The sequence below is a fragment of the Aeromonas sobria genome (genome assembly GCF_050266975.1).
GTDB classification, from domain to species: Bacteria; Pseudomonadota; Gammaproteobacteria; order Enterobacterales; family Aeromonadaceae; genus Aeromonas; species Aeromonas sobria_B.
The window spans coordinates 58,996-80,993 of sequence record NZ_JBKISU010000013.1; the positions used below are offsets into that span (position 1 = coordinate 58,996).

General features: G+C 64.1%; 17 protein-coding genes. 11 read left to right on the top strand and 6 right to left on the bottom strand.

What is annotated here, in order from left to right; all coding sequences use genetic code 11:
- Positions 1-206 precede the first annotated feature (206 nt).
- From ACLHZ1_RS09400 to hdfR, 8 genes are all read left to right on the top strand, one after another.
- Entirely contained in the window at positions 207-2,366 is a 2,160-nt protein-coding gene (locus tag ACLHZ1_RS09400; RefSeq protein ID WP_427261866.1) for a TonB-dependent hemoglobin/transferrin/lactoferrin family receptor, read from the top strand.
- Positions 2,366-4,405 carry a prolyl oligopeptidase family serine peptidase gene (locus ACLHZ1_RS09405; protein ID WP_427261867.1) on the top strand — a complete coding sequence of 680 codons (2,040 nt, stop codon included), beginning with the start codon at positions 2,366-2,368 and terminating at the stop codon, positions 4,403-4,405. The genes ACLHZ1_RS09400 and ACLHZ1_RS09405 overlap by 1 nt, the downstream gene beginning before the upstream one ends.
- Before the next feature lie 35 nt (positions 4,406-4,440).
- Positions 4,441-6,855 (top strand): proprotein convertase P-domain-containing protein, encoded by a 2,415-nt coding sequence (locus tag ACLHZ1_RS09410; protein WP_427261868.1) that lies wholly within the window; start codon positions 4,441-4,443, stop codon positions 6,853-6,855.
- A 65-nt stretch (positions 6,856-6,920) separates the two neighbouring features.
- Positions 6,921-8,279 carry a DUF1566 domain-containing protein gene (locus ACLHZ1_RS09415; protein WP_427261906.1) on the top strand — a complete coding sequence of 453 codons (1,359 nt, stop codon included), beginning with the start codon at positions 6,921-6,923 and terminating at the stop codon, positions 8,277-8,279.
- Positions 8,276-8,833, top strand: coding sequence for a DUF1566 domain-containing protein (locus ACLHZ1_RS09420; protein ID WP_427261869.1), 558 nt, complete (start codon positions 8,276-8,278; stop codon positions 8,831-8,833). Before ACLHZ1_RS09415 ends, ACLHZ1_RS09420 begins: the two co-directional genes overlap by 4 nt.
- Positions 8,834-9,025: 192 nt before the next feature.
- The gene (gene eco / locus ACLHZ1_RS09425; protein ID WP_427261870.1) at positions 9,026-9,508 is read left to right on the top strand and encodes a serine protease inhibitor ecotin; all 483 of its coding nucleotides are present in this window, start codon (positions 9,026-9,028) and stop codon (positions 9,506-9,508) included.
- 300 nt (positions 9,509-9,808) lie between these two features.
- Positions 9,809-10,174 (top strand): DUF413 domain-containing protein, encoded by a 366-nt coding sequence (maoP, locus tag ACLHZ1_RS09430; protein ID WP_427261871.1) that lies wholly within the window; start codon positions 9,809-9,811, stop codon positions 10,172-10,174.
- Entirely contained in the window at positions 10,174-11,052 is an 879-nt protein-coding gene (gene hdfR, locus ACLHZ1_RS09435; protein ID WP_408796903.1) for an HTH-type transcriptional regulator HdfR, read from the top strand. The genes maoP and hdfR overlap by 1 nt, the downstream gene beginning before the upstream one ends.
- 65 nt (positions 11,053-11,117) lie before the next feature.
- On the opposite strand, the gene tyrA is transcribed toward hdfR, so the two are convergent.
- From tyrA to glpD, 4 genes are all read right to left on the bottom strand, one after another.
- Positions 11,118-12,257: a bifunctional chorismate mutase/prephenate dehydrogenase gene (tyrA, locus tag ACLHZ1_RS09440; protein ID WP_427261872.1), complete on the bottom strand. Its 1,140-nt coding sequence runs from the start codon at positions 12,255-12,257 to the stop codon at positions 11,118-11,120.
- Positions 12,258-12,328: 71 nt separating this feature from the next.
- The gene (locus ACLHZ1_RS09445; protein WP_427261873.1) at positions 12,329-13,402 is read right to left on the bottom strand and encodes a 3-deoxy-7-phosphoheptulonate synthase; all 1,074 of its coding nucleotides are present in this window, start codon (positions 13,400-13,402) and stop codon (positions 12,329-12,331) included.
- A gap of 365 nt (positions 13,403-13,767) precedes the next feature.
- Positions 13,768-14,850 (bottom strand): glycerophosphodiester phosphodiesterase, encoded by a 1,083-nt coding sequence (gene glpQ, locus ACLHZ1_RS09450; protein WP_427261874.1) that lies wholly within the window; start codon positions 14,848-14,850, stop codon positions 13,768-13,770.
- A 172-nt stretch (positions 14,851-15,022) separates the two neighbouring features.
- Positions 15,023-16,510 carry a glycerol-3-phosphate dehydrogenase gene (glpD, locus tag ACLHZ1_RS09455; RefSeq protein WP_427261875.1) on the bottom strand — a complete coding sequence of 496 codons (1,488 nt, stop codon included), beginning with the start codon at positions 16,508-16,510 and terminating at the stop codon, positions 15,023-15,025.
- On the opposite strand from glpD, the gene ACLHZ1_RS09460 reads away from it, so the two are divergent.
- Positions 16,509-16,742, top strand: a complete 234-nt coding sequence (locus tag ACLHZ1_RS09460) for a hypothetical protein (RefSeq protein WP_408796898.1) — start codon at positions 16,509-16,511, stop codon at positions 16,740-16,742. The genes glpD and ACLHZ1_RS09460 overlap by 2 nt on opposite strands.
- A 146-nt stretch (positions 16,743-16,888) precedes the next feature.
- Here the strand turns inward: ACLHZ1_RS09460 and ACLHZ1_RS09465 are convergent, their stop codons facing one another.
- On the bottom strand, positions 16,889-17,647 hold the full coding sequence (locus ACLHZ1_RS09465) for a DeoR/GlpR family transcriptional regulator (RefSeq protein ID WP_427261876.1): 759 nt from the start codon (positions 17,645-17,647) through the stop codon (positions 16,889-16,891).
- Between the two features lie 101 nt (positions 17,648-17,748).
- The gene (gene glpT / locus ACLHZ1_RS09470) at positions 17,749-19,104 is read right to left on the bottom strand and encodes a glycerol-3-phosphate transporter (protein ID WP_427261877.1); all 1,356 of its coding nucleotides are present in this window, start codon (positions 19,102-19,104) and stop codon (positions 17,749-17,751) included.
- Positions 19,105-19,585: 481 nt separating this feature from the next.
- Between glpT and ACLHZ1_RS09475 the strand changes: the two genes are divergently transcribed.
- Positions 19,586-20,434 (top strand): MIP/aquaporin family protein, encoded by an 849-nt coding sequence (locus tag ACLHZ1_RS09475; protein ID WP_427261878.1) that lies wholly within the window; start codon positions 19,586-19,588, stop codon positions 20,432-20,434.
- 41 nt (positions 20,435-20,475) lie between these two features.
- Positions 20,476-21,981 carry a glycerol kinase GlpK gene (gene glpK, locus ACLHZ1_RS09480; protein WP_408796895.1) on the top strand — a complete coding sequence of 502 codons (1,506 nt, stop codon included), beginning with the start codon at positions 20,476-20,478 and terminating at the stop codon, positions 21,979-21,981.
- Positions 21,982-21,998 lie beyond the last annotated feature (17 nt).

Sequence of the window (21,998 nt, forward strand, 5' to 3'; positions counted from 1 at the left end):
GGTTCCCGGTGGCGCTCCTCCCCCTTATCTCCCAGACAGAGTCATACGAAAACGTATTCCCCTCGGCGAGTGACTCTTCTCTCAAGAAAAACCAATCCGATCAAGATCATAAAACTGAAATGATAATGATTATCAATCGTTGATGCGAAAGGATTCATCTGCAATAATCCGCGCCCTTCAGGCTGAAACAATAACTATTATCATTTATGAAACCACCCGTTTATTACTGGCCCATGCTGCTGTCCGGGACAGCCCTGGCCGCCAGCGAGCCGGGCCAGACCGGCTCGCCCGCCCCCCTCCCCCAGGCCCATGAGACCATCATGGTCAAGGGACAACGCGTCGAGCAGAAGCTGTCCGATGTCTCCGGCTCCATCACCGTCATCACCGAAGAAAATCTGGATCGCCAGGTCGCCACCGAGCTCACCGACCTGTTCAAGAACGAGCCCGGCGTCTCGGTGACCGGCTCCGCCGGCCGACCGCAGAACATCATCATCCGCGGCATGGGCGGCAACCGGGTGCTCATCATCAAGGATGGGGTGCGGGTCAGCGACGGCTTCGGCGCCGACGACCTCAACGACAAGGTGGGCCGCTTCAGCTTCGATCTCGATGACGTCAAGCAGATCGAGGTCGCCAAGGGCGCCGGCTCCTCCCTCCATGGCTCGGACGCCATCGGCGGCACCATCGTCATCAGCACCAAGCAGCCGGAAGATTACCTGCAGGGGCAGGATGCCTATCTCGCCAGCAAGGTGTTGCAGGACGGCGGCAGCGACAAGCAGAAGCTGAGCGCCACCGGCGCCGCCCGGCTGCTGGATAGCGAGCACCTGCTGCGCCTCTCCGGCTGGCAGGGGCACGAGACCGCCAACTATGACGAGAGCCGCATCCCGGCGGATCTGGACGGTTTCAGCGCCTCCACCAGCTCCCGCGTCCCGTTAAGCGATCGCCACCTGCTGCGCCTCGAGCTCGACTATTTCGAGGACAATGCCAAGCGGGATCAGGGACCGCGCGAAGTGCCCCAGCCCGATGGCAAGTGGCAGGTGCGCCAATACAGCGAGCAGGGCAGCCAGCGCACCCAGGGGGGCAAACTTGGCTGGGAGGCAAAGGATCTCGGCAGCCTGCTGGCGGATCAGTTCACCTGGAGCCTCTACGGCAATCACGCCAAAAACAGCGCCAACAAGCGCAGCCTGCTGCAAAACGACCTGCTGAGCGGTTATCCGCGCTATCGCAGCGAGCGGGAGCTCGCCACCTTCACCGAAGTGCGCGTTGGCAGCGAGCTGGACGTGCGCCGGGATCTCGTCACCGGCGACCTTGCCCACCAGCTGAGCTACGGCGTCGAGCTGGAGCGTACCCGCCACGAGCGACCGGTGGAGAAGCTGAGCCTGGAGGCGGGGGTGCCCCAGCCCAGCCAGTCCGAGCCCTTCAGCAGTGCCCGCACCGACCGGGCCGGCATCTGGCTCGGCGACGTGGCGACCCTGGGCCGGTGGCAATTCACCCCCACCCTGCGCATGGATCACCAGTGGCTGCGCCCGCAAGATGGCAATCAGGGGGAGAACCACAGCTGGCACCTCTCCCCGAGCCTGGCCACCAGCTACCGCTTCAACGAGCAGTGGCGCAGCTGGCTCAGCTATGCCAACGGCTTCCGGGCGCCCTCCTACGACAAGGTGTACGGCAACATTCCCCACTACTTCGCCCTGCCGCCGTTCCAGATCATCGCCAACACGGATCTGAAGGAGGAGACCAGCCACAGCTTCGAATGGGGACTCAGTGGCGAGGGGGACAACTGGAGCATCAAGCCCGCCCTCTTCTACAACCGCTACTACAACTTCATCGACTGGCGCGAGGTGGGGCTGCGCCTGAGTGACGGCGTCATACTGCGCCAGTACCGCAACGTGGCCAAGGCCGAGACCTGGGGCGCGGAACTCGCCGCCAGCTACTGGCTGACCCAGGAGTGGGAGCTGGCCACCAAGCTCGGCTGGGTCGACGGGCAAGACAGCCAGGGCGAGGCGCTGCGCACCCTGACCCCTCTCGAGGGCAACACCCGCCTGAGCTACCAGACCAATGATTGGAGCCTGGGGGTGCAGGCGGACTACGCCGCCGCCATGAACCGGGTGCCCAGCTGCGGCAACAGCCTGACCAAGAGCCAGGATGCCTGCCTCACCAGCGCGGGCTGGTTCAGCCTCGCCATGACGGCGGACTGGCTGATCACCGATGCCCTCAAGGTCAACTTCAAGCTCGACAACCTGTTCGACACCCGCTACACCCGCTATCAGGATGTGGCCGGGCTGGAAGCCGGTACCGACGCCGGACTCTTCACCCAGAGCGGGCGCACCGTCAGTGCCAGCCTGCGCTACACCTTCGTGGGGATCTGATGCACAGCCTGCTTCTACTGGCCAGCCTGCTGGCCACCCCGACCCCTGCCGCCCCGCTTCCTGAGGCAACCCAGGAGGCCGCGCCCCTTATCCCCGAGCACCCACTGCTGATGAAGGGGGAGATAGCCCGCCTCGATCCCTATGGCGGCTGGCGTGACGACAGTCGCCGCGCCCCCGAGCTGCTGGCGCTGCTGCGCGAGCAGAACCGCTGGACCGAACAGCAGCTCGCCGGCCAGCAGCCGCTCGCGAAAACGCTGCAAGCCGAGTGGCAGGCCAGAGAGCGGGGCGAGCCCCTGCCAGAGGAGTGGCTGACCGAGGCCGGCAGCCAGTGGCGCATGAAGGCGGACGGCAGCCTGTGGCAGCGCAGCGACGCAGGCTCCGCCCCCCGCCAGCGGCTGGCCCCCCGTCAGCCCGCTCAGGGTTACTACGAGGTTGCCGCCTGGGCCCTGCATCCGGATGGCCGCCTGCTTGCCCTGGCCGAAGACCACCGAGGGGACAGGGACTACCGCATCACCTTGCTGGATCTGGCGAGCGGCGAGACGCTCGCCTCTTTGCCACACCGCGCCAGCGATCTGCTCTGGAGCCTGGATGGCAAGACCCTCTATACGGTCGCCAACGAGCGCCACACCCTGCGCCCCTGGCAACTGTGGGCCTGGCAGGCAGGCAAGGAGGCGCTGGTGCACCAGGAGGCCGATCCCGCCTGGCTGCTCAGCCTCTATCGCACCACGGACAACCGCCACCTCATCTTGCAGAGCAACAACCACGACAGCTCTGAGCAGTACCTGCTGGATAAGGGCAAGGCCGTGCTCATCAAGGCACGCCAGCCCGGCCTCGAATACTACCTGGATACCCAGGGAGAGCGGGTGCTGCTAAAAAGCAACCGGGACGGGGCCATGGGCCTCTATCAGGCGCCCAGCCTGGCTCAGGTCGCAACCGGGCCCTGGCAACCCCTCTGGTCCGGCGAGGGAAAGGATCTCGAGAAGTGGCGCCTGTTTGCCCGCCACACCGTGCTGCAATACCGCAAGGCCGGGGACGACTGGCTCGATGTGCTGGATGCCGGCGGCAAGCTGACCCACAGCCTGACGCTCACCGACGGGGCCGGCACGGCCTGGATCCAGGGGGCCCATGATCCCGCCAGCCAGCAGATCCTGATCCGCCGCCAGGGCATGGCCGAAGCGCCGCACCAGCGCTGGCTGGATCTCGCCTCCGGCAGCTGGCGCCAGGGGCAGCCGGCCTCCTCCTCTCCCTACCAAAGCGAGCGGCACTGGGTAGTGGGCAAGGATGGGGCCCGGGTGCCCGTCTCCCTGGTGTGGCGCAAGGACATTCAGGCCCCCAAGGCGCTGCTGCTCTACGGCTATGGCGCCTACGGCACCCCCATGCGCCCCTACTACCAGCCCAGGGTGCTGAGCCTGCTGGATCGCGGCTTCGTCTACGCCATCGCCCATGTACGCGGCGGCGGCCTGCTGGGGGAGGCCTGGTACAAGGAGGGTCGCGGCCAGCGCAAGCAACAGAGCGTGGATGACTTCCTGGCGGTGGCAGAGAGCCTGGCCCGGGATCCCGCCATCGATCCCGCCCGGCTGTTCGCCATGGGGGGCAGCGCCGGCGGCCTGCTGGTGGCCGCGGCCCTCAATCAGGCGCCGACCCGCTTCGCCGGGGCCGTGCTGCAGGTGCCCTTCGTCGACCTGCTGGGCACCATGGCGGATCCCGAGCTGCCCCTCACCCGCCAGGAGTACGCCGAATGGGGCAACCCGGCCATCCCGGCCGACCATGCGGCCATGGCCCGCCTGAGCCCCTACGACAACCTGCACCCGGCCCCCTACCCGCCCCTCTATGTGACGGCCGGGCTGCACGACAGCCAGGTCCCCTACTGGGAGCCCCTCAAGTGGCTGGCCCGCCTGCGAGCCCACAGCACAGGAACGGGCCCCTATCTGCTGCACACCGAGCTCGAGGGGGGCCACCTGGCCAATCCCCGCACGGCCGAGCTGAACGCGGCCCGGGAGTATGCCTTCCTGCTCTCCCTGGCCGGGGTCGGTCACTGATGTCCGCCTTCACCTTTTCTGTTTTGGAGTCACCCATGAAACCCTCCTCCCTGGCCCTCTGGCTGGCGGCGACCCTGCTCGCCCAGCCCCTGCTGGCGGCCGAGCTGCAGTTTGTCGACGAGCAACCCCTCTCCACCACGCCCCAGGCCTGGCTCGAGCAGCGCCTGGGCGTGACGCTCGCCCCCGACTACGACAGGGCCAGCCTGCTCGGCCACCATTACAGCTTCCGCATGCTGGTGAACGGCCTGCCGGTAGCCACCACCCAGGCCGCCGTCAGCATAGACAGTGCCGGCAGACCCTGGCGCCTCTATCACAATCTGCGCCCCCTGCAGAGCGCAGAAACCGGCTGCGATGCCAGCACCAGCCTGGATCCCCTGCTCGGCCAGCTGCGCGCCGACGGCAGCCAGGTAGCGCCGCTGGGACAGGTCGAAGCCTGGTACTGGCGTGACGGCGACACCCTGTTACCGGCCCTGCGCCTGCGGGTGAGCGAGCACAAGGCGGGCAATGCCAAGGCCAGCCGAGTCCAGCTGTTTGCCAGTTGCGAGGGGGATCGCGAGCTCGGCCGCTGGGGCGATCAGGCCAGCACCCAGGCAGTGCGCCCCCCGGATGCGGGGGATCAGCGCGTCCTGGCGCGGGTGTTCGACCCCGATCCCCGCACCCAGCTGCAAGACGCCAGCCTGGTCTGGCACGAAGCCCTGGTGCTGGCGGATGCCGCCTATCAGGACCGGGTGGCCCTGCCGGTCACCCTGCAGGGCACGGACTATGTGCTGAGCGGCCCCCACGCCAGGGTAGTGGATGCCATCGAGCCCACCACGGCCCCCTACGGGGCAGACAACCAGCAGGCCTTTCGCCTGACCCGGGACGATCCGGGCTTTGCCGACATCAACGCCTACTACCACCTGGACTTGGCCCAGCGCCACCTCAAGGCGCTCGGCTTCACCGACCTCATTCCCGGCGCCCTCGACGTCGACACCGACGCAGGCTATCAGGACAACTCCCTCTACGATCCGTTCGAGCGCAGGCTGGAGCTGGGTCGCAGTGGCGTGCCCGATGCCGAGGATCCCATGGTGATCTGGCACGAGTTCGGCCACGGCGTGCAGCACCACATCCTGCCGGATCTCGGGGAGGAGGGGGACTGGGGCGCCATCGGCGAGGGCTTCGGCGACTTCCTGGCCGCCAGCCATCGCCAGCGCAGCGAGACGGGCCGCCAGTTCGAGCCCGCCATGGTGTTCAACTGGGATGCCTGCTTCACCGACCGCACCCCGCGCCAGCTGGACGATGTTCGGGCCCGCTACCACCCGGACTACCACTACCCGGCCCACCGCACCATCAACGGCAGCAACGGGGATCAGCTCTGGGGCACTCCCCTGTTCCAGGCCCTGCTGGCGTCGGTGGCCGAGCACGGCGACGCGGCCCGGGACGAGTTCGATCGCCTCATCATCGAGTCTCACTTCGGCTTGGGGCCCGCCATCCGCATGCCGCAGCTGGCCCGCATCACAGTGGACACGGCGACCCGCCTCTACCCGGCGCGCGCCTATGCCCGCCATCTGGAGCAGGCGTTTCGCCAGCACGGCCTGTTGCAGGCCCCCGTCAACGTCGTGCTGGCCGAGGGCAGCGCCCTTGTGCTGGATCAGCGCCAGTCGGTGCAGCTGAACCTGAGCAACCCCGGCAGCGCCCCGGTGACCCTCAACGCCCTGACCCTGTCCCTGCCCGCCGGCTTGCAGGCCGATCCCCTGGCCTGGTCAGCGACCACACTGGCGGCCGGCGCCAGCACCATCGCCACCCTGCGGCTGCTGGCCACCAGCCCGCTGACCTGTGGCGACGAGGTGAGCCTGCCGATAAGCCTCGCCATGAGCGGCACCAGCCCGACCGAGCGTCAGTGGCAGCAGTCCCTCACCCTGCCCATAGGCGCCCCCGTCATCAGCCGGGCCAGCGGCCAGCCGCTGGCCCTCAAGGATGCCCAGAGCGAGGAGGTGCGCGGCATCAGCGAAACCAGCCTGGTGCTGGAAAAAAGCGACGCCAGGGTGAGCGATCGCCTGCAACTGAACCTGGACTTGCAGCACCAGGCCCTCGATGAGCTGGAGATCTGGCTCAACTCCCCCTCAGGCACCCGCATCCAGATCTGGGACAAGGGCTACAGCCCGTTGCCACGGATCAAAGGGGTCTTCCCCACCGAGCTGCTGCCCCTGCAACCCTTCACTCCCCTGGTGGGAGAGCCGCTGGCCGGTCGCTGGACCCTGGAAGTGGTGGACAGCAAGCCGGGCAATCAGGGGCGCATCAACGGCTGGAGCATCAGCCAACGCATCGGCGCCCAGTGTGGTGAGCCCGTCGCCCCGCCGGATGACGGCATCATCCACTTCAACACCGCGGACAGCAGCGGGGGCGGCACTGTCAACCTGCTCTGGCTGCTGCCGCTGGCCCTCTGGCGCCGCCTCTGCCGTCGCACCTGATCCATCCCTATAAAAGCAAAAAAGAGGGGCCAAGGCCCCTCCAAGGACAAGAAATAAAGATGAGAATGACCCCGCTGGCCTGCCTGCTGGCCCCCCTGCTCAGCGCCTGTGGTGGTGGCGAGTCCGATGAGGCGCCCCTGACGCCCCCCGACTACCGTCTGACGGTCAAGCTGCCAGCGGCGGGCACCCTGTGCGTCAACCTGAACCAGAACGACAGTTGCGAGCCCGGCGAGCCAGTGGTCAGTGGCGAGGCCGGCGCCCGTCAGCTGAGCGCCAGCGCCCCCGGCCTGCTCACCAGCCCCTTGCTGTTCATCCCCCGGGATCCGGGCGCCCTGACCCTGACCCACCCGGCGGCGCGCCTGGATGATCAGACCCTGACGCCCACCCCCTTGAGCACCCTGTTGCAGACCCGGGTCGCGGACGGGCTGCCACCAGCCCAGGCCCTGACCGAGCTGCTGCGCGCCCTGGCGCCCCTGCAACCGGGTCAGGGACTCGCGGCCCTGGCGCAGCTGGAAGGGTTCAATGGAGCCCTCGGCGAGCTGGCCCTGGCGGCGCGCGCTGACGTCGCCACCCTGCCCGACCTCGCCACCGGAGAGCGCCAACGCCAGATCTGGCAGGGGCTGGTCACCCTGTTGCCCGAGCTCGCCCGCCACTTCGCCGCCAGCCCAGAACTGCTGAGCCAGCAGACCCGGCTCGCCAGCGTGCTGGCGCAGCAGCAACCCAGGGCCCTGGTGACCGCCAGCGGCGTCACCACCTACACGGACGGGGTGGATTACCTGCTGACCCAGGAGCCTGCCGATCACCCGGGCCAGGAGGCGAGCCTGGACCAGGCGCCCCTGCGCTATCGCAAGCTGGACGGCAAGGGGCAACCCCTGGCGGACAATGCAGACCAGTGGGAGTGCGTGGAGGATCTCAATACCGGTCTCGTCTGGGAGAAGAAGCTCGAAGATGCCGACAGTCCGCGGGATCTGCACAAAGTCTTCGCCTGGGCCCTCGACGACTATCAACCCCTGCAAGCCGAACTGGATGAAGCCTGCCCGAGCGGCGAGGCCATCTGCTCCACCGAGCAGTATCGTCAGTGGCTCAATGCGCAGCGGCTATGCGGCATAGGGCACTGGCGCCTGCCCACGGCCCAGGAGCTCGGCAGCCTGCAACACTACGGCTCCCTCGCCCGCCAGGATGGCCAGCCGGTCACCCTGGATGTGCGTTACTTCCCCGACGTCGGCACCGCCAACAGCTACTTCGACGGCAATTATTGGACCCGAACCCTGACGCCGTCCCGGCGCCTCGAGAGCGTTCCCCTGGCGGTCATCAGTCCCCTGTTCCTCGGTGAGGATGCGGGCACCGATTACCCCTTTGCCGTGCAAAACCCTGATGACGTCAATGTCCTGCAACTGCGCCTGGTGGCCGAGGTAACCCGATGAACAAGTCTCTTCTGACCCTGCTGCTCACCCTGTGCAGCCCGCTGGCACTGGCCATCGCCATCTGCGACGACACCCTGCCCCGCACCAGTCCCAGCTCCCGCTTCCTGGATCGCGGCAACGGCACCGTCACCGACCGTGCCTCCGGCCTCACCTGGATGCGCTGCCAGCTCGGCCAACGCTGGCAAGATGGGAGCTGCAGCGGCGAGCCGACCCGGCTCTACTGGCAGCAGGCCCTGCTGACCGCAGAGCGGATCCGCACCGAACCGAGCCATGCCCTCCACGGTTTTGGCGGCCACACCGACTGGCGCCTGCCCACCATCAAGGAGCTCACCAGCATACTGGAGTCCGCCTGCTACAAACCCGCCCTCAACGAAACCCTCTTCCCCCACGCCATGGCCGGGGACGGGAAGGAGGTGAACGACGGCTATGTCTACCTCTGGTCCTCGACCCCGGTGCCCGCCAGCAGGGGCGTCGCCTATCTGGACATCACCAGTGGCGCCGTCGGCATGCGCGCACCCGGTTCCTGGGCCAAGCAGGTGCTGCTGGTACGCTGAGTGCCCGGCTGGCAGAGAGGCTCTGCCAGCCGTTTCCCCCCCGGATCGGTACGACCGCTCGGCACATCGTCAGAAAATAACCAGATCACGTCATTGTGTGGCCGAACAGGCAGGAATTGCGTGGCAGAGCGCTGGTATGAAAGGCACAGAGCGGTTAGTCTAGCGACGATAGACCAATCCCATGAGGTACAGATGAAAACCGTATTGCGTTTTAGCCTGCTGGGCGCCTTCTTGCTGAGCGGCCATGCCTTCGCCGCCGAACCGAAAAAATTTGATATCAGCATGTTTCCGGCCGCCGAAGTGAACCAGGAACGTGTCGTGATCCGTCTGCCGGAAGTCGAGAACGAGGCCGACATGATGGTCGAGCTGCAAGTGGGCAAGAAGATGCAGGTGGACTGCAATGTTCCCCGCTTCGCCGGCAACCTGGAGCAGCACAGCGTCAAGGGCTGGGGGTACAACTACCTGACCCTGGGCAAGGTATCAGACCCCATCAGCACCCTGATGGCCTGCCCCGAGGGTCAGCAGAAGGAGAGCTTCGTCCAGATCTATGGTCAGGGCTTCTTCGTGAACTACAACTCCAAGCTGCCCTTCGTCATCTATGTGCCCCAGGAGTACGAGGTTCGCTACCGTCTGTGGCGCGCCGATGCCCAGGCACAGCCGGCGATGATCGAGTGATCCCAAGCCGTTTGGCCCCTGCCGGCCTGCGCTGACAATGACACCCAAAGGGCGCCGCTGTGCGCCCTTTTCCTTGGCAAAAAAAGGGGTATTCCGGTGACATTCTCATGACGAAATACGTCATAACTCCGTTATTTTTCTCACTTTTTAATCAAACGGCCCCAACTGTTTCCCGTCGGCACGACGCCGACAAGTTCAACAAGATATTTTTATCCATATAGTGAAAAAATTGATTTTGCACTCTGTAAAAGCCTGATGATACTTGCCCGCAAAGGTCAAACTAACCAGAACAAGAGCACTATGAGCTTCGAATCAGACAAGCGTTTCAACGACTTCAAACATTTTCCCCGTGGCCTGCGTCGCAGTGGTGAATTCACCGTCGCCGAAGCAGACAGTCTGGAAAAACACGGCACCGCCATGCTGGCCATCTACCAGGGCAATCTGGCGCCCCGGGACGAGGTGGAGACCGCCTTTGCCGAGCAGCTCAAGGCCGGTGAGGCTGGCAGCAACCCCCACGCCAAGGTGTGGTTCAAGTATCTCAAGGTGATTGGTCCCAAGCGGGTGCATCGCCTGTGCACCGTCGCCGGCGGCGCCAGTGACGATGCCGGGGACAGCTTCGACAGCGGCGGTGGCAGCGCGGGTGGCGGTGACGAGTCCCTCGACTGATGGATACCGAACTGCTGCGCACCTTCATCGAAGTCAGCAAGACCCGTCACTTCGGCCGCGCCGCCGAGAATCTCTACCTGACCCAGTCGGCGGTGAGTTTTCGCATCCGCCAGCTCGAGCAGCAACTCGGGGTCAGCCTGTTTGCCCGTCATCGCAACAACATCAGGCTGACCGCCTCCGGTGAGCGTCTGCTCCCTTACGCAGACGCCATCTTGCACACCCTGGGCCGCGCCAAGCAGGACGTGGCCCTCTCCCCCGGTTTCAGCCAGCAACTCGCCATCGGCGCCCCTCCCGTGTTCTGGGAGCTGGATTTCAACGACTGGCTCAACCACGTCTATGCCCTGGCACCGGGCCTGGCGGTACGCCTCGAGACCGCGTCGCGCGAGCACCTGTGCCGCCAGTTGCTGGAGCGTTCCCTCGACTTGGCCCTGCTCTCCGAGCCGACCAAGATCGATGAGATAGCCCTGCATCCCATCGGCGAGCTGGTGTTCGACCTGGTGAGCCGGGAGCCGGCCGCCAGCGCCGACAGCCTGATGCAGATGCCCCATATCCATCTCGACTGGGGCACCAGCTTCGAGCCTCAGCCGAGCCGGTTGCAGAGCCTGCAGAAGACCCCGGTGCTGCATTCGAGCTCCGCCAGCATGGCGCTGCAATTCGTGCTGGCCAACGGCGGCGCCGCCTACCTGCCAAGGCGGATGCTGACCCCCTTCCTGGAGCAGGGGCGCCTGCACCTGGTGGAGGGAGGCCAGCCCCTGCGTCGTCCGCTCTACCTCGCCTATCTGGAGAAATCCGATCGCCGGGAGCTGATCGATCAACTGCTCACCCTGCCGCTGGGCTGGGACAGTGCCGAGCTCTACCTGCCAGCCTCCCAGGGTTGACAGGTGCCAAAAAACAGCAGGGGCCCGCGGGCCCCTGCTGTTTCTTATGTCGTGGTCACAGGCCCTCAGCCATAGTGGCGTCTGTCGTTGGCCTGGGCCAGCAGCAGACGGCTCTCTTTCAGGAACTGCTCCGCATGGGGGCCGAAGAAGTCGGACACCTGACGAAACGCGGCGATAAAGCCTGCCCTGTCGCCCTGCTCCAGCAGATGCAGCCCTTCGCCAAAACGCTCGAAGTAGCGGCGCACCATGGCCAGATTCTGGGGTGAGGAGAGAATGATGTCGGCGTACAGCTCGGGATCCTGGGCAAACAGCCGTCCCACCATGGCCAGCTCCAGCCGGTAGATGGGGGAGCTAAGGGCCAGCAGCCGCTCCAGATCCGCCCCCTCCCGGGAGAGGTGCCAGCCGTAGGCGAAGGTGGCGAAGTGGCGCAGCGCCTGAATGAGGGTCATGGCCTCGTCGTGGGCCTTGGCCTCCACCTGCTGCAAGCGCGCGCCCCAGATGGTCATCTGATCCAGCAGCCACTGGCTGGCTGAAGGGTCACGGCCCTGGCAGCAGACGATCACCTGCTTGGCGAGGCTCGCCACATCCGGCCCGAACATGGGGTGCAGCCCCAGCACAGGTCCCTGGTGCACCGCCAGCATGTGCTCGAGCGGCACCGCTTTCACGCTGGTCACGTCCACCAGCAGGCAATCCGCCGGCAGCTGGCCGAGCCGGTCGATCACCTGGCAGGTGACGTCGATGGGCACCGCCACCATCACCAGCCCGGCCCCTTGCAAGATAGCGTCGGCCCTTGGCCAGTCGGCCTGCTCCAGGCTCTCGACCCGATAGCCAGAGAGGCTGAACAGCTGGCTGAACAGACGGCCAAGCTGACCCTGACCGCCGATGATCACCACCTTGCCAAGTTCCGGCTTCATGCACTTGAAGTGGTGTTCCTTGTCACTGGTCGACTCGAGGATATAGGACTCGCGCATCACACGGCGCAGCACGTCCTCGATGAGATCCCCGGGCACCCCGAGGCGCTCGGCTTCCTCCCGGCGGCGGGCCAGCATGCTCGCCTCCCGATCCGGCGCGTAGATGGGCAGGCCGTGCCGGCTCTTCACCTCCCCCACTTCTCCCACCAGGGCCAGGCGGGCGGCCAGCAGATCGAGCAACTGCTTGTCCACCGCATCTATCTTGTCCCTGAGGGCGTTCAACTCTTGTGCCATATCCAGTCCCTGCCGGCGCCGCCAGTAAGCGGCGCCTTGTGAATCAATACGTTGTGACAAGATACCACGGCTTAACGCCCGGATCTGGCCAAAAGTGGTGCGGCCAGCTGGCTGTGGCAGCGAGCCAGCAGCGCGTCCGTGGTGTCCCAGTCGATGCAGGCATCTGTGATGGAGACGCCGTAGCGCATGTCGCACTTGGGCTGCTCGCTGGACTGGTTGCCTTCAAACAGGTTGGATTCGAGCATCACCCCTATGATGGAGCGGTTGCCCTCCTGGATCTGGTGGATCACGTTGTCCGCCACCTTGGGTTGCAGGCGGTGATCCTTGCTGGAGTTGCCGTGGCTGCAATCCACCACCAGCCCGGGCAGCAGGCCCGCCTTCTCCAGCGCCTCTTCCGCCAGGGACACATTGACCGAGTCGTAGTTGGGGTGCTTGCCGCCGCGCAGGATCACGTGACCATCCGGGTTGCCCTGGGTCTGCAGCAGGGCGACCTGACCCTGCTGGTTGATCCCCATGAAGGCGTGAGGGCTGGAGGCCGCCTGCAGCGCATTGATGGCGGTGCCCAGGTTGCCGTCCGTGCCGTTCTTGAAGCCGACCGGCATGGAGAGGCCGGAGGCCATCTCCCTGTGGGTCTGGGATTCGGTGGTGCGGGCGCCGATGGCCGACCAGGAGAAGAGCTCCGCCAGGTATTGCGGGCTGATGGGGTCCAGGGCCTCGGTCGCCAGCGGCAACTCCAGCTCCGCCAGCCAGCAGAGCAGCTCCCGGGCCCGGTGCAGCCCCAGCTCCACGTCGAAGGTGCCGTCCAGATTGGGGTCGTTGATGAAGCCCTTCCAGCCGACCGTGGTGCGCGGCTTCTCAAAGTAGACCCGCATGACAATGTAGAGAGAGTCCTGATAGGCGTCATGCAGCGCTTTGAGTCTGGTTGCGTACTCTTTGGCGGCGTCCATGTCGTGGATGGAGCAGGGTCCACAGATCACCAGCAGGCGGTGATCGCGACGATGGATGATGTCGGCTATGGTATTGCGGGCCCCTTGCACGAATGCCAGGGCGCGATCGGAGATGGGCAGTTTCTCCTTGAGCTGGGCAGGCGTGATCATCACTTGTTCGGACTGGATATGGATGTTGTTCAGGGGATCTCTTTGCATTTTCTCGTTCTCTCTACTGTATTTAGCCAAACGCGCCGACGTGTATTATTTTGTTTACACGAGAGGCGCCTTGTTACGCAACCGCCCTCACCTTACCAAGGAAAAACAAAGAATCAAGTGCAAGCAGCGGTAAAGGCGCTCGTCAGCTGGATAAATGACCAAGATCAGCGCCGAGATGGCGATAAGATAGGGTTGGCAAGTTGACGGCACAGCTGCAAATCGTAAACAAATAATTACACTCGATGATATGGACCCTCTGCCCTGGCCGTGGCCCCTGACGTCGGCAGCGCCATCCCACCCCCTGGCTATCGCGCAATGAAAAGCGGGGCTCCTGGCCCCGCTCGCGCTCCCCTGTTGCTCTTCTTTTATGATTTGCCGTGAGCCTTGATGGCTTCCACCGCCTTGTCCGGGAAGTCGCTGAACACCCCGTCCACATCCGCCTGATAGAGGAAGATGTTGAGCAGGTCGTTGAAGTCCTTGGCATAGGCCGGGATCTGGCCCTCGTCCTGGCGGAAGGTATAAGGATGCACTTTCAGACCCGCGGCGTGGGCCTCCTTCACCATGGCGGTGATGACCGGCTTGCCCGGGGTACCCGGCTCGGCGACCACCATGGGCTTCCAGGGACCTATCCCCTCGGCATAGGTGGCGATGGTCTTCATGGCCCCCGGCTTGAACATCCAGTCGTAGTCATAGGGGATCGCCTGGCCCTTGGCATCATAGACCATGGTCTCGTGCCAGTCGGTCTCGGCCATCAGCTGCACCAGTTTCAAGTCCATCCCCATGGCGGGCATCAGCTCATCATTGATGCGCTTGAGCTCGTTGGCATCGAAGCACTGCAGGTAGACCTTGTCGCCCTTGGCCGTGTAGCCGTACTCCTTGAGCACGGTGAGCACGGCTTTCGAAATGTCCTTGCCCTCGTGGCGAAACAGCCAGGGGGCTTTTATCTCCGGGTAGATGCCGATCTGCTTGCCGGTGCTCTTGTTGAGCCCCTGGATCATCTCTATCTCTTCCTGGAAGGTGTGGATCCGAAAATCCGACTGCCACAGCGGGAAGCGGGCCGGATAGACGGGCACCTGCTTGCCGTCCACCAGCTGGAAGGGCTCGGTCATGCGCAGGGAGCGCACCTCGGCCAGGGTGAAGTCCACCACATAGTAGCGACCATCGGCGCGGGCGCGGCCGGGGAAGAGCGTCGCCACGTCCGTGATGCCATCGAGGAAGTGATCGTGCATCACCACCAGCTGGTCATCCTTGGTCATCACCAGATCCTGCTCCAGATAGTCGGCCCCCATGCCATAGGCCAGGGCCTTGGACGCCAGGGTGTGCTCGGGCAGGTAGCCGGAGGCGCCACGGTGGGCGATCACGATTTTGCCTTCATCAGCGGCCAGTGCAGGCAGAGAAAGGCTGGCGCCGAGGGAGAGGGCAAGCAGGGGGATGGCAAATGATTTCATCTTGGATGCTCTTGTTGTCTTGAAGGGTCGGTCAGACCGCCAGCCCCGGCGGTAGACGGAGGCTGGGGCAGGTTATTGTTATATGGGAAAAAGATGACGGGCAGATGATGACTGCCCAGGCGGCAGCGCTGCCGGAGACGAGGGACACGCCCGGGGCATGTCCCTCATCCCGTTACATCGCCTGGGGCAGGGCGTGATGGAACTGCTCGAGCCAGGCTTGCAGCCGGGCCTGCTCGGCCGCGTTCAGGCGCAGCCCCAGCTTGCTGCGACGCCACAGAATGTCTTCCAGGCTGTGGGCCCATTCACACTCCAGCAGGTAGCGCACCTCGGATTCGTACAGACCGGCACCAAAGTGCTCACCCCGCTCCTGTTGCAGCCAGAGGCGGGCCTGGCTGCCGTAAGCCTCGCTGATGCGCAGGGCACTGCGCTCGTCCAGCCAGTCGAATTCGAGCATATAGGCGCGGGCCAGCTCCTGGGTGCTGCAATCGAACTCGCCGCCGGGCAACCGGCTGGTGGCAGTCCAGTCCTCTCCCATCTGGCTGAACCAGGGCTTGAGCTTGTGGCACGCCGCCTGGGCCAGCTTGCGGTAGGTGGTGAGCTTGCCGCCAAACACCGACAGCAGGGGCGCGCCATCGGCATCGCCGGACAGCTCCAGGGTATAGTCCCGGGTCACCGCCTGGGGGGAATCGGACTCGTCATCGCACAGGGGACGCACACCCGAGTAGGTCCAGACCACGTCGGAGGGGGCTATCTTGCGGGTAAAGTGGGCATTGACCACGTTGCACAGGTAGTTCACTTCCGCATCGCTGATGTGGGCATCCCGGGCGCTGCCCTTGTGCTCCACGTCCGTGGTGCCGATGAGGGAGTAATCCTGCTGGTAGGGGATGACGAAGACGATGCGGTGATCCTCGTTTTGCAGAATGTAGGCCTCTTCGCGCTCGTGGATGCGCGGCACTATGATGTGGCTGCCCTTGATGAGGCGAATGCCGCGGGGAGATTTTTCGTGGATCCCCTCGTCATAGAAGGTCTTGACCCAGGGGCCCGCCGCGTTCACCAGCCCCTTGCAGGTGACGGTGAAACGCTCCCCCCCTTCCCGCTCCAGGGTCAGGGTCCACTGCTTGTCGCCTCGCTCTGCCTTGACGCAGCGGGTGCGGGTCTGCACCTGGGCGCCTTTGCTGCGGGCCATCATGGCGTTGAGCACCACCAGGCGGGCATCATCGACCCAGGCATCCGAATACTCGAATCCCTTGTCGATCCCGGCGACCAGGCCATCCTGGGGCAGGAGGCGCACGCCGCAGCTGCCCTTGAGCCTGTCGCGCTTGGCCAGGTTGTCATAGAGGAAGAGGCCGGCGCGGATCATCCAGGCCGGGCGCAGGTGCGGGCGATGGGGCAGGCGAAAGCGCATGGGGCGGGCGATGTGCGGCGCCATGGCGAGCAGCACTTCCCGCTCCGCCAGGGCCTCTTTCACCAGCCTGAACTCGTAATGCTCGAGATAGCGCAGGCCGCCGTGGATCAGCTTGCTGGAGTTGGACGAGGTCGCCGAGGCGAGATCATGAGCCTCGAACAGACCGACTTTCAGGCCACGACCCGCCGCATCGGCCGCGATGCCGACTCCATTGATACCGCCACCGACGACGACCAGATCATAATGTTCGCTCATGTTCACCTACTTTCTTATTTTTGCGTTCGCCAACGTGGCAATGTTTGATTTCGCTCATATTAGAGCATTAAAAAGCGATAAACGAACATTTCATGAAGAAAGTGTGATCGAGATAGAGGACGGCGTCGAAAAAGACGCCATCTGCCCCGCCCTCCCCTGCCACTCCCCCTGGCGCACCAAGGTCATGCGCACGTTATCGGCGAGGAGCCATGACGGCAGTATGGCGGTTTGATGACAGGACCATGACGAAGGGCGACGCCCTGATCGGGACGTGATGAAGGTGGCGCGAGAGGCGCAAGCGTCAGGCCGCCGCGGGGCGGCCAAAGGGAAACCGAGGGGGGTCAGCCTGGCGTCAGCAAGAGGAGGACGCCGGCGTCATCAGCAGATATGGCACTCGATCTGGTGCTGAGCCATGATGCGCATCAGCTTCTCGGGGGGGGACTGGTCGGTGAACAGGGCGTGGACCTGATTGAGGTGGCCCAGGTTGACCATGGCGTTGCGGCCGAACTTGGTGTGGTCGGCGGCCAGAAATACCTGGCGGGAGTGGGCGATGATGGCCTGGGCAATCTTCACCTCGTGGTAATCGAAATCGAGCAGGGAACCGTCGCCATCGATGCCGGAAATGCCGATGACGCCATAGTCCATGCGAAACTGGCCGATGAAGTCGCGGGTCGCCTCGCCGACGATGCCGCCATCCCGGTTGCGAATTTCGCCGCCGGCGATGATGACGGTGAAGTCATCCTTGGCGGTGAGAATGCTGGCCACGTTGAGGTTGTTGGTGACAATGCGCAGCTCCCTGTGATCCAGCAGGGCCCGGGCGATGGCCTCGGTGGTAGTGCCGATGTCGATGAACAGCGACGAGCCGTCGGGAATGTTGGCGGCCACTTCCCGGGCGATGCGCTCCTTCTCCTTGAGCTGCATCACCTTGCGGGCGCTGTAGGCGGTATTGACGGTACTCGAATGCAGGGAGGCACCGCCATGATGGCGCCGGATCTTGTTCTGCTCGGCGAGATCGTTCAGATCCCGGCGAATGGTCTGGGGGCTGACGTCGAAATGACTCACCAGATCTTCCGTCGAGACAAATCCCTGCCGCGTCAGGACGTCCAATATCTCCAGATGTCGTTGGGTTTGCTTCACGTGTGTACTCCGATGATGAAACAAAAAAAGGCCCCGGCAGATGCGGGGCCTTTCGGAGTTTACCTTATCCCCTTTGGGATCAATAAGGTCAGGATCACGTTTTATGCCTTATTGGCGGCCGCCTTGGCTGCCACTGCGATGTTTTCGTGCTTGAGGGTCATGGCCAGCAGCACGATGGAGAGCACGCAGGAGATGGTCAGCACCAGGAAGCCGCCGTCCCAGCCGAAGTGGTCGACCGTGTAGCCCAGCATGGCGTTGGCCGCCACGGCGCCCCCCAGGTAACCGAACAGCCCGGTGAAGCCTGCCGCGGTACCGGCCGCCTTCTTGGGAGCCAGCTCAAGGGCGTAGAGACCGATCAGCATGACGGGGCCGTAGATGAGGAAGCCGATGGCGATCAGTGCCATCATGTCCACGGTCGGGTTGCCCGCCGGGTTGAACCAGTAGACCAGCACGGAGAGGGTCACCAGCACCATGAACAGGATGCCGGCCGGGGCGCGGCGGCCCTGGAACAGCTTGTCCGAGATCCAGCCGCACAGCAGGGTGCCCGGGATGCCCGCCCACTCATAGAGGAAGTAGGCCCAGGAGGAGTGATCCACGCTGAAGTCCTTGGCCTCCTTCAGGTAGGTCGGGGCCCAGTCCAGCACGCCGTAGCGAATGAGGTAGACGAAGGCGTTGGCGATGGCGATATACCACAACAATTTGTTGCGAAACACGTACTTCATGAAGATCTCCTTGGCGGAGAACTCCTGCTCGTGGCTCTCGTTGTAATCCTTGGGGTAATCGTCCTTGTACTCCTCGATGGGCGGCAGGCCGACCGATTGCGGGGTATCGCGCATCACGAAGAAGACGATCACCGCGATGGCGGCCGCGGCGGCCGCCGGCACATAGAAGGCGCTGCGCCAGTCGTTGAACCACCCCATGCCGAGGATGAACAGCGGGCCTATCATGCCGCCACCCACGTTGTGGGCCACGTTCCAGACCGAGACTATCTCGCCCCGTTCCTTCTGTGACCACCAGTGCACCATGGTGCGACCGCAGGGGGGCCAGCCCATGCCCTGCACCCAGCCGTTCAGGAACAGCAGCACGAACATGATGGCGATGCTGGAGGTGGCCCAGTGCATGGTGCCCATCATGAACATGATGCCGGCCGAGAGCAGCAGACCGGCGGAGAGGAAGTAACGGGCATTGGATCGGTCGGAGACGTTGCCCATCAGGAACTTGGAGAGGCCATAGGCGATGGAGACCCCGGACAGGGCCAGACCCAGATCGCCACGGGAGAAGCCCTGCTCCACCAGATAGGGCATGGCCAGACTGAAGTTCTTGCGAACCAGGTAGTAACCGGCGTAGCCGAGGAAGATCCCGAAGAACATCTGCCAGCGCATGCGCTTGTAGAAGGGATCCACCTTGTCGGCCGGCAGCCGCTCTATGTGGGGCGCGGGCCTGAACAAACTGAGCATCTTGGTGTCCTTGTCTTGTTGTTATGGTTGAGGAAGTTATCCGGTGCAGGATGCACGATCAGAGCAACCTGATTCGTAAGCGAGCCTATTATGCGCATTTGGGAACATTCAATCTGTGATGAAACCGAAAATATTACAGTTTTATTACAGTTGATGCGCACGAATGAGCAGACAGCCATCGGGGCGACAGGCGGCAATGGCGCGGTTCACAGGCTAACCACTAAGGGGTAAACCACTTTGCCAACACCGTCTTTCGTCACATTTTCTTAGCAATGAATGGGATCTTGTCCACATTTCCCAACAGAGGGGTGTGGCGAACAGATGAGAAAGGTTTATTTTCTTTTTCGTCCGACAACGAGCATAAACGAGCATAACGTTTGCGCAGGTTCAAAAAACAACAAGTACGGTGTCGAGACCAACTGGACTGAAAACATGGAACACCAAAACCTGTCTGTGGGTGGATAAAAAGGAATCTAACGGTATGAGCATACGAAGACCCAATACCCTGCTCGGCGAGTGCCTCGCCGAGTTTATCGGCACCGGCCTGCTGATCTTCTTCGGCGTCGGTTGCGTGGCGGCCCTGGTACTGGCCGGCGCCAACTTCGGCCAGTGGGAAATCTCCATCACCTGGGGCATGGGGGTGGCCATCGCCATCTACGTGACCGGCGGCATCTCAGGCGCTCACCTGAACCCGGCGGTGACCCTTGCGCTGATGACCTTCTGCGGCTTCGACAAACGCAAGGTGGTGCCCTTCATCATCGCCCAGATAGCGGGCGCCTTCGCCTCCGCCGCCCTGGTCTACTTCCTCTATGGCAACCTGTTCACCCAGTGGGAGCTGACCCATGGCGTGGTGCGCGGCAGCGTGGAGAGCCTCGGCACCGCCGGCATCTTCTCCACCTACCCCAATGCCCTGCTCTCCAACATGCAGGCGTTCGCGGTCGAGCTGGTGATCACCGCCGTGCTGATGCTGGGCATCATGGCTCTGGGGGATGCGAACAATGGCGGCCCCAAAGGCTTCGCCGCCGCCCTGCTGATCGGCATCCTGATCGCGGTGATCGGCGCCTCCCTCGGCCCCTTGACCGGCTTTGCCATGAACCCGGCCCGTGATTTTGGTCCCAAACTGTTCGCCTTCTTCGCGGGCTGGGGCGACATGGCCCTGACCGGCGGCCGCGACAATCCCTACTTCTGGGTCCCCATCCTCGGTCCCATCGTCGGCGCCCAGCTGGGTACCGCTCTCTATGTGAAAGTGCTGGCGCCCTGCGTGCCGGGCAACCGTGTCGCGACCGAAGACGCCGCCAAGCTGTCTAACAAAGAAGAGGCCGCCGCCTAAGAGCGGTCCCTTACGTGGAAAATAAGAACCTGGAGAACATCATGTCTACTGAACAACAAAAATACGTCGTCGCCCTGGACCAAGGCACCACCTCTTCCCGCGCCATCGTCTTCGATCAGGATGCCAACATAGTGGCGGTCTCCCAGCGCGAGTTCACCCAGCACTACCCGAAAGCGGGCTGGGTCGAGCACGACCCCATGGAGATCTGGGCGACCCAGTCCTCCGTGTTCACCGAGGTGCTGGCCAAGAGCGGCCTGCACAGCGACCAGATCGCCGCCATCGGCATCACCAACCAGCGTGAAACCACAGTGGTGTGGGAGAAGGCCACCGGCAAGCCCATCTACAACGCCATCGTCTGGCAGTGCCGCCGCACCGCCGCCATCTGCGAAGAGCTCAAGGCCCGCGGCCTGGAAGAGTACGTGCGCGAAAACACCGGCCTGGTGGTCGATGCCTACTTCTCCGGCACCAAGGTGAAGTGGATCCTGGACAACGTGGAAGGGGCCCGGGAGCAGGCAATGAACGGCGAACTGCTGTTTGGTACCGTCGACACCTGGTTGCTGTGGAAGATGACCAACGGCGAGGTGCATGTCACCGATCCGACCAACGCGTCGCGCACCATGCTCTACAACATCCGCGATCTGAAGTGGGATCAGCGCATGCTCGACGAGCTGGGCATCCCCGCCTCCATGCTCCCCGAAGTGAAGCCCTCCTCCGAGGTCTATGGCTACACCACCCGTGGCGGCGGTGCCCGCATCCCCATCGCCGGCATCGCCGGTGACCAGCAGGCGGCCCTGTTCGGCCAGCTCTGCTTCGAGAAGGGCATGGCCAAGAACACCTATGGCACCGGCTGCTTCCTGCTGATGAACACAGGCACCGAGCCGGTTCGCTCCAGCAACGGCCTGCTGACCACCATCGCGGTCGGTCCCAAGGGTGACGTCAACTACGCCCTGGAAGGGGCCGTCTTCATGGGCGGCGCCACTGTGCAGTGGCTGCGCGACGAGATGAAGCTCATTCACGATGCCCGCGACACCGACTACTTCGCCACCAAGGTGGGGGACACCAATGGCGTCTACCTGGTACCGGCCTTCGTCGGCCTGGGCGCCCCCTACTGGGATCCCTACGCTCGCGGCACCATGGTCGGCCTGACCCGTGGCACCAACCGCAACCACGTGATCCGCGCGGCGCTGGAATCCATCGCCTACCAGAGCCGTGACGTGCTGGATGCCATGCAGCAGGACTCCGGCATCAAGCTGGCGGCGCTCAAGGTGGACGGTGGCGCCGTCGCCAACGACTTCCTGATGCAGTTCCAGTCCGACATGATGCGCACCCCTGTGATACGTCCGACCCGCATCGAGACCACCGCCATGGGCGCCGCCTTCCTGGCCGGTCTAGCCGTCGGCTTCTGGAAGAGCGCCGACGAGCTCAAGGACAAGTTCAGCGTGGACCGCGAGTTCACCCCCCAGATGGACAGCGCCTGCCGCGATCGCCTCTATGGCGGTTGGCAGAAGGCCGTGCAGCGCTCCCTGCGCTGGGCAGAAGAGGAGTAAGGTTCAAGGCAAGTGGC